Here is an 11,915-nt window from a genome sequence, read left to right on the forward strand (position 1 = left end):
AGGAACCGATACCGATGCTGATGACCGACGTCCTGATCGTGGGCTACGGCCCGGTGGGCGAGATGCTCACGATCCTGCTGGCGCAGCGAGGGCTCACCGTCACGGCGGTCGAACGGTGGGAGACCCCGTACAACTTCCCGCGCGCCGTCTCCTACGACGGCGAGGCGAGCCGGATCCTGGCCGCCGCCGGGGTCGCCGACCGCCTCGGCCCGGTCGTCGAGTCGTCCGGGGAGTACACGTTCCGCAACGGCTTCGGCCGGACCCTGCTGCACGTCAAGGTCGCCGGCGACGGGCCGATGGGCTGGCCCGACTCGGTCTCCTTCTACCAGCCCGGCCTGGAGGCGGTGCTCGCCGAGCGGGGCACGGAGCTGCCCGGGGTCACCGTGCTGCGCCCGTACGTGGTGACGGCGCTGACCGAGCACGAGGACCGGGTCGAGGTCACCATCGACGGGCCGGAGGGCCCGCAGGTCCGGGCGGCCCGCTGGGTGGTGGGCTGCGACGGCGCCAACAGCTTCGTCCGGGAACACCTCGGCAGCACCGTGGACGACCTCGGCTTCACCCACGACTGGCTGGTCTGTGACGTGGTGCCGAACGACGACCGCGAGTTCAAGCCCAACAACCTCCAGGTCTGCGACCCGGCCCGGCCCCGCACCGCCGTGTCCGCCGGCCCCGGGCACCGGCGGTGGGAGTTCATGCGGGTGCCCGGCGAGAGCCGGGAGGAGTTCGAGAGCGTCGACAGCGTCTGGCGGCTGCTCGGGCTCTTCGACATCACCCCGGACAACGCCACGCTGGAGCGGTACGGCGTCTACACCACCCAGGCGTGCTCCGCCGACCGGTGGCGCTCCGGCCGGATCCTCCTCGCCGGCGACGCGGCGCACGTGATGCCCCCGTTCATGGGGCAGGGGATGAGCTCCGGGTTCCGCGACGCGCTCAACCTCGCCTGGAAGCTGGACCTGGTGCACCGGGGGCTGTCCGACGAGGCGCTGCTCGACACGTACCAGCAGGAACGCTGCGCGCACGTGCAGCACGCCATCCGGATGTCGATGGACTCCGGAACGGTGATCTGCGAGACGGACCGCACCGCCGCGGCCGGCCGGGACTCGATCATGCTGGCCGAGCTGCGCCGCCGTACCACCCGCGCCCGGACCCGGTCCCTGCTGGAGGCCCTGGTCAGCGGCGTGCTGCACCGGCCGGACGGTTCCGTCGGCCCCGGCGCCGGCGAGCCGATGCCGCAGGGCCACGTCGAGGTCGACGGCCGCACCGGGCTCTTCGACGACGTCGTCGGCACCGGCTTCGCCCTGATCTGCGCCGGGGATCCCGCGGAACTGCTCGACGCTGACGCCCGGGCGTTCCTGGACTCCCTCGGCGCCCGGCTGGTGCGGGTCGTCCCCGCCGGCGCCCCCGCCCCCGCGGCCGGTGCCGGGACGACGGTCGAGGACCTCGACGACGTCTACCTGTCCCACCTGAAGCGGCACGACGCGGCAGCGGTGCTCGTCCGGCCCGACTTCTACGTCTTCGGCACGGCGGCCGACCCGGCCGCCGTGCCCGCTCTCGTCGACGACCTGCGTCAGCAGGTCGGGCGCGGCTGATCAGCAGCCGACCCACCTGGAAGGAGCACCATGCTCGACAACCTGAAGATCGCGGCGAGGGCCATCCGCACCGTCTTCACCGCCGACCCCGTCACCCGGGTCCGGCGCTTCTACGAGATCCAGGCCCCCGACGTGGAGTTCGCGGCCCGCCGCACCCACTACATGAACGTCGGCTACTGGGAGGACGGCGTCACAGACATCGACGACGCCGCCGAGGCGCTGGCCGGCAAGCTCGCCGACGCCGCCGGCCTGAAGCCGGACGACACCATCCTCGACGTCGGGTTCGGCTACGCCGACCAGGACTTCAGCTGGCTGCGCTCGGGCCGCGTCGGCAAGGTCGTCGGGCTCAACATCACCCCGCACCACGTCGAGGCGGCCCAGCGGCGGGCGCAGGAGGAGGGGCTAGCCGACCGGACCGACTTCCGGCTGGGCAGCGCCACCGAGCTGCCGTTCCCCGACGCCACCTTCGACCGGGTCGTCGCCCTGGAGTCGGCCTTCCACTTCTACCCGCGCAGCGCGTTCTTCGCCGAGGCGCTGCGGGTGCTCAAGCCGGGCGGCGTCCTCGCCACCGCCGACATCATCCCGGTCAGCGAGAACGTGGTCCGGGCCGCCATCCAGTCGGGCCCGCTGAGCTTCGTCAAGTTCAGCATCCCCAAGGAGAACTGGCACGACCGCGAGACGTACGCCCAGCAGCTCGCCGACGCCGGCTTCGACCGGCCTGAAGTGCAGTCCATCAAGGACCACACCTGGGAGGGCTGGCGGCGCTACATGGCCGACCGGACCAACGACCCGGACTTCCGCGCCGCCGTCAAGCCGGCCGTGCGCAAGAGCATGGCCTCGCACTGGAAGAACCAGGACCTGATGAAGCGCGAGCTGGCCAACCTCGACTACGTGATCGCGGTCGCCCACAAGCGCTGACCCCGCACCGGGCCGAGGGCCCGCCGACCGGTCGACGGTCGACGGGCCCTCGCCGAACTGAGCAGCATGGGGGCTAACGCCTGATGCCGGACGGTGCGGGTTGCTTCAGCGCACTCACATGCCGCTGGTCGGGGGTTCAGTCTGAGGAGCTGTCTCTGGAATGATGTTGCCGTGGCTGATCAGCGCGCCAGTGTCGAACTGCTAGGCAACGACGCCCTGGAGCAGTCGGCGGTGGTGGCCAACTGCACCATGAACCGCGAGCGGCAGCTGACCGGGGTGAACAGCTACACCCGGGAGTTGGGGTTCAACCCTCTCGACGTTCTCGCCGCCGGCCTTGTCGGCACCGGCCGGGCCGCACCTTCGGCAGCCGCCGGCTGGCTGGATCTGTGCTGCGGCACTGGTCGGGCGCTGATCCAGGCCGCCGGGGAGCTGCGCCTGGCAGGGCTGACCGAGCGGACGGTCCTCGTCGGGGTCGACCTGGTCGACGCCTTCGATCCCGTACCGGCACCACCCCTGAACCTGGAGCTGATCTGCGCCTCCGTCGCCAACTGGGCACCAACGCGGACGTTCGATTTGATCACCTGTCTGCACGGACTGCACTACGTTGGAGACAAGCTCGCCGTGCTGACCCGGGCGGCTGGCTGGCTGACTCCCACCGGCCGGCTCGTGGCCGACCTGGACCTGTCCAGCATCCGGCTTCCTGACGGGCGACCCGCTGGGCGGCGCCTCACCGCCCGACTCCGCGCCGCCGGGTTCTCCTACGATCCCCGTCGCCGCCGGATCAGCTGCACCGGCCGCCGTGAGGTCCGCCTCCCGTACCGCTACCTCGGTGCCGACGATCGTGCTGGCGCCAACTACACCGGACAATCCGCCGTGCACTCCCACTACGCCGGAGACCACTGACCACCGACGACGTCCGCACATACCGCTGACAGGCGCACCCTGACACGGTCGAACCGCTGTTGGAGTTTCTGGGTCGCGCAGCCCTGGCTGTGACAACGTTGGCCGGCAATGGGTACTTCGCCGAGGAACTGCTTCCACGCGGAGCAACTCGTGGCGCTCGCCCAGCAGACGAACCTGGCGGATAGGCGGGAGGAAGTCGCGGTCCTCGTCCAGGCGTTGGCGGATAGCGACCCCGGACCAAGGGCCCCATGGGTGTACTGCCTCGGCCGTCTCGGCGTGAACCTCCGCGGGCTGCTCACCGACCCGGACCCCGCCGTCCGGCTCCGTGCCGCGCTGGCCCACGAGGATGATCCGCGCAGCCAGGAGCTGGTCCTGGCCGCGCTGGCGGAACCCGCGCCCGCAGGCGTGCACCAGTCGGAAATCGTCGCTGCGGCGATCCGCGCAGCCCCTCACTTCGATGTGATCGCCACGGCCGCTTGCCAGGTGGTCAGGCGGGACAGTTGGACCGGCTTCGACACCGGCTGGGGCGCCTTGGTTGGCTTCGCCTTCGCCGAGCCGTACGGCGAAGGCCGTCCCTTGACCGATACTCAGCGTGCGCTGCTCCGGGCTCTGGTCGCCAACGACCAGCTCTGGGATCCGAAGAACGGCAGTAGCGGGTTCGTCTTCACGCAAGCCGGTCTACCAAGCAGCCGAACTGCGTGCCGCCAGCTCGCCGTATGACGACCGCTCAAGATCAGGCATCCTGATCTGCCGCCGCCCGAGCGTTCAGTGTGGATACACGCGGGGGATGCGTGCGTTGAGGAGTTCGTCGCGGAACGCTTGGATGCGCGTGATGACCTGTCGTCTGCCGATGGTGTCCTCGATGCGGTCGAGATACAGGCATCGGGCGGCGAGTTTGTCGAGGTCGACGGTGAAGTAGATCGCCATCAGCGGGTTGACGAACAGGTCGCCTCCGCCGGTGCGCCGGGTGAACCGGAGGTCTCCGAACGCGCCGCTGGTGGCGGCGGCGATCTGTCCTTGGACGATGCTCGGCCGGTCCGGGGTGGCGGCCTGGGCGTCGGCGACAGCATCGCGGTACAGCGCTGCCTCCCGGCTGGAGCCGGGGATGGACAGGGCGCCGAGGTAGCCGCCGTCGCGGTCGAGTGCGGCGAGGTTCTCCAGCACCTGGGCGTGGTTGACGCCGTCGTAGGCGTCGATGCCGAAGCCGAGACTGGTCACGAGCTTGATCGGCACGTCCAGCGCGGCCACGGCGGCCAGGCTGGTGATGTCCTCCACCGGTGTGCCGAGATCACTTTCGTCGCCGCGCAGCAGGACATCGGTGCCGCCGTCGACCAGCACCACGGCGTCGACGTTGAGCTTTTCGACCAGATGCCGGTACGCCTCCCGTAAGGTCTGGACACCGAGCGGCGGGAAGGCGTACACGGTCGAGGGCAACTGCTGAGCTGCCAGCCACCGGGCGAGCGTCCGTTCCGGAAAGTACCAGTCCGGGCTGGTGGTGTCCGGCCGCACCGCCGCGACGTGCTCCGCTACCCACGCGTCTCGGTCGATCAACTCGAGCTGGGAGAAGGACAGGCTGGCCAGGTGCACCTGTGCGCCGCCGCGCCACAGGGCGAACGCCAAGGGTAGGCCGGCGTACACGTCGAACCCCCCGCCCGCTCCGGCGATGAGGATGCTCCGCGCCGGAGCCAGCGCGGCGAACAGCGGCGGAACGGCCAACGAGAACGCATCGGGATCGGCCGGCAGCGCGGCAGGGTTCATCACCGCTCAATGATCAGCCACGCCCATGCCGTCGACGTCACCGTTGGCGCGTACCGCCGTCAAGCAGCTCAGCAGCCAGCTGGACCCGACGTCGTGTGCTGGCCGGGGGCATCCACGGATACTGCCGCTTCGGTCAGCGGGCCGGGGACGCCAGGGCCGTCGAGATGGCCCGCAGCACCGCGGCCTGCTGGTCGGCCAGGAAGAAGTGGCCGCCGGGGTAGACCTTCAGGTCGAACGAGCCGGTGGTGTGGGTCGACCAGGCGCGGGCCTCGTCGACCGTGGTCTTCGGGTCGTTGTCGCCGGTGAAGGCGGTGATCGGGCAGCTCAGCGGCGGCCCGGGCCGGTAGGTGTACGTCTCGGCGGCCCGGTAGTCGCTGCGGATGGCCGGCAGCGCGGCGCGCAGCAGCTCCTGGTCGCCGAGGATGGCGGCGTTGGTGCCGCTCAGCTGGCGCATGTCCGCCAACAGGCCCTCGTCGTCCAGCAGGTGCACCGTCTCGTCCCGGGGGCAGGACGGCGCGCGGCGGCCGGAGGCGAACAGGTGGGCGGCCGAACCGCCGTCCCGCTCGATCAGTCGAGCCAGCTCGAAGCCGACGCTCGCACCCATGCTGTGACCGAAGATCGCCACCGGCTCGTCGAGCCACGGCCGCAGCACGGAGTGAACCTCCCGGGCCAGCTCGTGGATGTCGCCGATGCACTTCTCCTGCCGCCGGTCCTGCCGCCCCGGATACTGGATCGCCAGCACCTCCAGGGAGGGGGAGAGGCTGCGGGACACGGGGAAGTAGAAACTGGCCGAGCCGCCGGCGTGGGGCAGGCACACCAGCCGCCTGGTGCCGCTCGGCGCCGGGTGGAAGCGTCGCACCCACAGGCCGTTGTCGGTTTCTGGCGTGGTCATCCTTTGCGGTCCTTCCGGCGGTGAAATTGCTGACCCGATCGGCACGGACCCGGTCGAGGCGACGCTAATGCGGTGGACCGGGGCCGGACACCCCTAGCTGCCGCTACGCACGGTTAGGGGTTGTCCCACCTTACGCGCACCCAATAACTTCTCCCCGCAGATGGGGATCCTCGTGGCTATCGGCCGAGCGAGCCGAACGACAGATACAGGTGTCGCCTGAGAACGACTGCGCATTCGTACCGTCGCCTACGTCGAGGCTCCGCCGTGCATCGCGATGGGCTGGGTTGATGGACACCGAAGACAAGCTCCGGGAGTACCTGAAGAGAGTCACCGCCGATCTGCGGCGAACCCGGCAACGCCTACGCGATGTCGAGGCCGAGGCGCAGCAGCCGATCGCCATCGTCGGCATCGGGTGCCGGTTCCCCGGCGGGGTGCGCTCGGCCGAACAGCTCTGGGACCTCGTCGCCGCAGGCGGTGACGCGATCACCTCGTTCCCGGCCGACCGGGGCTGGGACCTCGGGACGCTGTACGACCCCGAGCGCTCCCGGCAGGGCACCTCCTCCGTCCGGGAGGGAGGCTTCCTCCCCGACGCCGCCGAGTTCGACGCCCGGCTGTTCGGGGTGTCGCCCCGCGAGGCCCTCGCCATGGACCCGCAGCAGCGCCTGCTGCTGGAGACGTCCTGGGAGGCCGTCGAGTCGGCGGGCATCGACCCCACCAGCCTCAAGGGCGGCCGGGTCGGCGTCTTCGCCGGCATGACCCACAGCGGGTACGCCCAGCCGCCCGACGCGCCGCCCGCCGGAGTGGTGGACTACCTCGGCCTCGGGAACGTGGGCAGCATCGCCTCCGGCCGGGTGGCGTACACGTTCGGCTTCGAGGGGCCGGCGGTGACGCTCGACACCGCCTGCTCGTCCTCCCTCGTCGCGCTGCACCTCGCGGTGCGGGCGCTGCGTTCCGGGGAGTGCGACCTGGCGCTCGCCGGCGGCGTGACGGTCATGCCGACCCCGGCGGTGTTCGTCGACTTCTCCCGGCAGGGCAACCTTTCCCCGGTGGCCCGGTGCCGGGCCTTCGCCGAGGCCGCCGACGGCACGGCGCTCGCCGAGGGCGTCGGTGTGCTGCTCGTGCAGCGGTTGTCGGACGCGCGTCGGGAGGGCCGGCGGGTCCTGGCGGTGGTGCGGGCCACGGCGGTGAATCAGGACGGTGCGTCGAACGGTCTCACCGCGCCGAACGGTCCGTCGCAGCAGCGGGTGATCCGGCAGGCCCTCGCCGGCGCCGGGCTCTCCCCGGCTGACGTGGATGTGGTGGAGGCGCACGGCACGGGCACGACGCTGGGTGATCCGATCGAGGCGCAGGCGCTGCTGGCCACGTACGGGCAGGACCGGGACGAGCCGCTGCTGCTGGGGTCGGTGAAGTCGAACATCGGGCACACCCAGGCGGCGGCCGGCGTCGCCGGGATCATCAAGATGGTCCTCGCCATGCGGCACGGGGTGGTGCCGGCGACCCTGCACGTGGACGAGCCGTCGTCGCACGTGGACTGGTCGTCGGGCGCGGTGGAGCTGGCGACGCGGGCGAGGCCGTGGCCGGGGGTGGGCCGGCCGCGCCGGGCGGGGGTGTCGTCGTTCGGCATCTCCGGCACCAACGCGCACGTGATCCTGGAACAGCCCGAGGACGAGCCCGAGCCCGTGGAGGAGTCGGTCCCGCAGGCGCGGGCGGTTCCCGGGCTGCCGGTGCCGTGGGTGGTGTCGGGTCGCTCGGAGCGGGCGTTGGTGGGTCAGGCGGCGCGGTTGGCGTCGTTCGTGCGGGGCCGCTCCGATCTGGCGGCGGTGGACGTGGCGTGGTCGTTGGTGTCGTCGCGGGCCGCGTTGGAGCACCGTGCGGTGGTGTGGGGTTCGGGCGTGGACGAGCTGGTGGCGGGCCTGGACGCGGTGGCTGGTGGTTCCTCCGCATCTGGTGTGGTGTCGTCGGGTCGTCGGGCGGTGCTGTTCACCGGTCAGGGCTCGCAGCGGGCCGGGATGGGTCGGGAGTTGTACGACCGGTTCCCGGTGTTCGCGGAGTCCTTCGACCGGGTGTGTGGGCTGATCGACGCCGAGCTGTCGGGCTCGTTGCGGGACGTGGTGTGGTCCGGCGGGCCGTCGGCCGCGCTCGACCGGACGGTGTTCGCGCAGGCGGGGTTGTTCGCCGTCGAAGTGGCGTCGTGGGACCTGCTGCGGTCGTGGGGGGTGCGGGCCGACTTCCTCGCCGGTCACTCGGTCGGTGAGGTGACGGCGGCGTACGCGGCCGGGATGCTGTCGCTGGAGGACGCGTGTGTCCTGGTGGCGGCACGGGGCCGGCTGATGCAGGCGTTGCCGGCCGGCGGGGGCATGCTCGCGATGGGCGCGCCCGAGGAACGGGTGCGCGGGCTGATCGCCGAGCTGGGCGCGGCCGTCGACATGGCGGCGGTGAACGGCCCGGCGGCGGTGGTGGTGTCCGGCGCGCTCGACGAAATCGAGACGGTGGCCGCGGCCTGCCGTGACCGGGAGTGGCGCACCAAGCCCCTCGCCGTGTCGCACGCGTTCCACTCCCGGCTGATGGAGCCCATGCTCGACGGGTTCGCGTCCGTGCTGGCCGGGCTGACCTGGCGGCCACCGGCCGTGCCGATCGTGTCGAACCTGACCGGCGCCGTGGCGGACCCGGCGGAGATCGCCGACCCCGGCTACTGGGTGCGTCACGTCCGGCAGCCGGTGCGGTTCGCCGACGCGGTCCGCTGCCTGCGGGAACAGGACGTCACGCAGTTCCTGGAGGTCGGCCCCGACTCCGTGCTCACCACGATGGCGCGGGACTGCGTCGAGGCGCCGGACGACATCCGGTTCGTCCCCACGATGCGGGCCGGGCGGCCCGAGGCCGACACGATGCTCGCCGCGCTGGCCGACCTGCACGTCGCGGGCGCGCCCGTCGACTGGGCCGCGTACCTGACCGGGACGGGGGCCCGTCCCCAACGGACCGAGCTGCCCACGTACGCCTTCGACCACCAGCGGTACTGGCTCAACACCACCGACCCCGCCGACGTCGGGGCACCCGGCCTCGGCGTACGCGCCGTGGACCACCCGCTGCTCGGCGCCGCCGTCACGGTGGCCGCCGACGACGCCCGGATCTTCGGCACGGAACTGTCCGTCCAGACCCACCCGTGGCTCACCGAACACGTCGTCTGGGACTCCGTGGTGGTCCCCGGCGCCGCCCTGGTCGAGCTGACGATGCACGCCGGCACCCGGGCCGGCTGCGACGCGCTGGACGAGCTGACCCTCGAAGCGCCGCTGGTCTTGCCCGAGCAGGGCGCCCGGGCCGTGCAGGTGCACCTCGGGCCCGCCGACGACGAGGGTCGCCGGCCGGTCACCGTCCACTCCCGGGCCGCCGAGGACCCCGACGCGCAGTGGACCCGGCACGCCACCGGCTTCGTCGTCCCCGCGCCGCCGGACCGGGCCGACGACCCGTCGCCCTGGCCGCCGCCCGACGCCACGGGCGTCCCCGTCGAGGCCGTGTACGCCGAGCTGTCCCGGCTCGGCGTCGAGTACGGCCCGCTGTTCCGGGGCCTCCGGTCGATCCGGCGCGCCGCCGACGAGGTGTACGCCGAGGTGGCGCTGCCCGACGGCACCGAGGTCACCGGATTCGGCGTACACCCGGCGTTGCTGGACGCCGCGCTGCACGTCGTCGGCCTGCTCGACGACGACCCCGACGCGACCGGGGTCCGGCTGCCCTTCGCCTGGACCGGCGTCACCCTCTCGGCGGTCGGCGCGACGGCCCTGCGGGTCCGCGCCCGCCGCAGCGGCGGCGGGGTGACCCTGACCCTGACCGACCCGTCCGGCGCCCGGGTCGCCCGCATCGCCTCGCTGGTGTCCCGCCCGGTCACCGCCGACCAGGTCCGCGCCGCCGGCCCGACCACCGACGCGCTGTTCGACCTCGCCTGGCGGGACGTACCGCCGGCCGACGCCGCGCCGCACCGGGCGGTGCTGCTCGGCGGTGGCACGACCGGCCCCGCCGGCCTGCCCCGGTACGGCCTCGGCGAACTGGCCGAGGCGGTGGCCGACGGCAGTCTCGACCCGGACCTGGTGCTGCTGCCCGCGTACCGGGACGACGCGCCCGCCCCGGTCCCGGCCGCCACCCGGGCCCTGCTGGCCGACATGCTGGCCATCGTGCAGGGCTGGCTCGCCGACGATCGCCTCGCCGACCGGCGGCTGGTCGTGCTGACCCGCGGCGCCGTCCCCGCCGGCGAACCCGGCCGGGTGACCGACCTCGCCGGCTCGGCGGTGTGGGGTCTGCTCCGCTCGGCGCAGGCCGAACACCCCGACCGCTTCGTCCTCGCCGACGTCGACGCCGACCTCCCGGTCGAGGCGCTGGCCCGTGCCGTGGCCACCGGTGAACCCCAGCTCGCCGTGCGGGGCGACCGGGTGCTGGTGCCCCGGCTCGCGCCCGCCGAGCTCGACCCGGCGCTGGGCGCCGAGCTCCACCCCGACGGGACGGTCCTGGTCACCGGCGCGACCGGCGCCCTGGGTGGCCTGCTGGCCCGCCACCTCGTCGCCACCCACAAGGCGCGCCACCTGCTGCTGGTCGGCCGGCGGGGCGCAGCCGCGCCCGGCGCGGCGGAGCTGCTGGCCGACCTGGCCGGGATGGGCGCGCAGGCCCGGCTGGTGGCCGGCGACGTGGCCGACCGGGACACCCTCGCCGCGCTGCTCGCCGCCGTGCCCGCCGAGCACCCGCTCACGGGGGTGGTGCACGCCGCCGGTGTGCTCGACGACGCGGTGGTGTCCGCGCTGACCGCCGACCGGATGGCGACCGTGCTGTCCGCGAAGGCCGACGCCGCCTGGCACCTGCACGAGCTGACCCGGCACCTGGACCTGCCGGTGTTCGTGCTGTTCTCCTCGGTCGCCGGCACCCTCGGCGGCCCGGGGCAGGGCAACTACGCCGCCGCGAACGCGTTCCTCGACGGCCTCGCCCACCACCGGCGGGCCGCGGGTCTCGCCGCGACCTCCCTGGCCTGGGGGCTCTGGGCCGAGGCCAGCGGGATGACCGGGAACCTCGACGCCGCCCAGCGCCAGCGGCTCAGCCGCAACGGCCTCAACCCCCTCGGCACCGGCCAGGCGCTCGCCCTGTTCGACGCCGGCCTGCGCGGCGGCCGACCCCACCTGGTGCCCGCGCTGCTCGACGTCGCCGCGCTGCGCCGCCAGTCCGACACCGGCAACCTGCCCGCGCCGCTGCGGGGGCTGGTCCGCGCCCCCCGCCGGGCGACCGGCGCCACCGGCTCCGGCGGCACCGGGCCGTCCTTCGCCGAGCGGCTCGCCGGCACGCCCGACGCCGACCGGGGGCGGCTCATCGAGGACCTGGTCAAGGGGCAGGTCATCGAGGTGCTCGGGTACCCGTCGTCGACCGTCATCCCGTCCGGGCAGACGTTCACCGGCCTCGGCTTCGACTCGCTCACCGCCGTCGAGCTGCGCAACCGGCTCACCGCCGCCACCGGCGTCCGGCTGCCCGCCAGCCTGATCTTCGACTGCCCCACCCCGGCGGCCCTGGCGGACTTCCTGCTCGCCGACGTCGCGCCGGCCGGCCCGGCGTCGACGCTGCTGGCCGAACTGGACCGGCTGGAGGCCGCGTTCGCCGCCGCCGGACCCGACGACCTGGAACGGCTCGCCGCCGACGAGGAGACCCGCACCGCCGTCGCGAACCGGCTCAAGGCCCTGGCCACCCGCTGGAGCGACGCCACCGGGGGACCCGGCGACGTCACCCAGGCCATCGACGACGCCTCGGACGACGAACTGTTCGACCTCATCGACCAGAAGTTCGGGCGCTCCTGACCACGAATCCGCCGCTTGCCCATTAGCGACAGGTGA

Annotated in this window: 7 protein-coding genes; 5 read left to right on the forward strand and 2 right to left on the reverse strand. The window is 73.1% G+C overall.

All coding sequences use genetic code 11. The annotated features are described in order from the left end of the window. The first annotated feature begins 14 nt into the window (after positions 1-14). The 4 genes from ACQPZO_RS09655 (at position 15) to ACQPZO_RS09670 (ending at position 4,130) form a co-directional block, all read left to right on the forward strand. Entirely contained in the window at positions 15-1,589 is a 1,575-nt protein-coding gene (locus tag ACQPZO_RS09655) for a bifunctional 3-(3-hydroxy-phenyl)propionate/3-hydroxycinnamic acid hydroxylase (protein ID WP_433348935.1), read from the forward strand. Positions 1,590-1,619: 30 nt separating this feature from the next. Further along, positions 1,620-2,507 (forward strand): SAM-dependent methyltransferase, encoded by an 888-nt coding sequence (locus tag ACQPZO_RS09660; protein WP_433348937.1) that lies wholly within the window; start codon positions 1,620-1,622, stop codon positions 2,505-2,507. A 171-nt stretch (positions 2,508-2,678) separates the two neighbouring features. Beyond that, the gene (locus tag ACQPZO_RS09665) at positions 2,679-3,410 is read left to right on the forward strand and encodes a class I SAM-dependent methyltransferase (protein WP_433348939.1); all 732 of its coding nucleotides are present in this window, start codon (positions 2,679-2,681) and stop codon (positions 3,408-3,410) included. A gap of 150 nt (positions 3,411-3,560) precedes the next feature. Further along, positions 3,561-4,130, forward strand: coding sequence for a hypothetical protein (locus tag ACQPZO_RS09670; RefSeq protein WP_433348941.1), 570 nt, complete (start codon positions 3,561-3,563; stop codon positions 4,128-4,130). A gap of 45 nt (positions 4,131-4,175) precedes the next feature. Here the strand turns inward: ACQPZO_RS09670 and ACQPZO_RS09675 are convergent, their stop codons facing one another. Together ACQPZO_RS09675 and ACQPZO_RS09680 are read right to left on the reverse strand one after the other, a co-directional pair. Then, positions 4,176-5,168 (reverse strand): DUF1152 domain-containing protein, encoded by a 993-nt coding sequence (locus ACQPZO_RS09675; protein ID WP_433350910.1) that lies wholly within the window; start codon positions 5,166-5,168, stop codon positions 4,176-4,178. 133 nt (positions 5,169-5,301) lie between these two features. Continuing rightward, complete coding sequence (locus ACQPZO_RS09680; protein ID WP_433348943.1) at positions 5,302-6,060, reverse strand: thioesterase II family protein; 759 nt, start codon at positions 6,058-6,060, stop codon at positions 5,302-5,304. A 284-nt stretch (positions 6,061-6,344) separates the two neighbouring features. On the opposite strand from ACQPZO_RS09680, the gene ACQPZO_RS09685 reads away from it, so the two are divergent. Further along, positions 6,345-11,879 (forward strand): type I polyketide synthase, encoded by a 5,535-nt coding sequence (locus ACQPZO_RS09685; RefSeq protein WP_433348945.1) that lies wholly within the window; start codon positions 6,345-6,347, stop codon positions 11,877-11,879. Positions 11,880-11,915: the final 36 nt, after the last annotated feature.

This window comes from Micromonospora sp. CA-111912, assembly GCF_050948415.1.
Classification (GTDB): Bacteria; Actinomycetota; Actinomycetes; order Mycobacteriales; family Micromonosporaceae; genus Micromonospora.

Excerpts from the sequence above, each read along its gene's own strand:
- ACQPZO_RS09655 (WP_433348935.1), top strand. The coding sequence starts at position 15 with ATGCTGATGACCGACGTCCTGATCGTGGGCTACGGCCCGGTGGGCGAG.
- ACQPZO_RS09660 (WP_433348937.1), top strand. The coding sequence starts at position 1,620 with ATGCTCGACAACCTGAAGATCGCGGCGAGGGCCATCCGCACCGTCTTC.
- ACQPZO_RS09675 (WP_433350910.1), bottom strand. The coding sequence starts at position 5,168 with ATGAACCCTGCCGCGCTGCCGGCCGATCCCGATGCGTTCTCGTTGGCC.
- ACQPZO_RS09680 (WP_433348943.1), bottom strand. The coding sequence starts at position 6,060 with ATGACCACGCCAGAAACCGACAACGGCCTGTGGGTGCGACGCTTCCAC.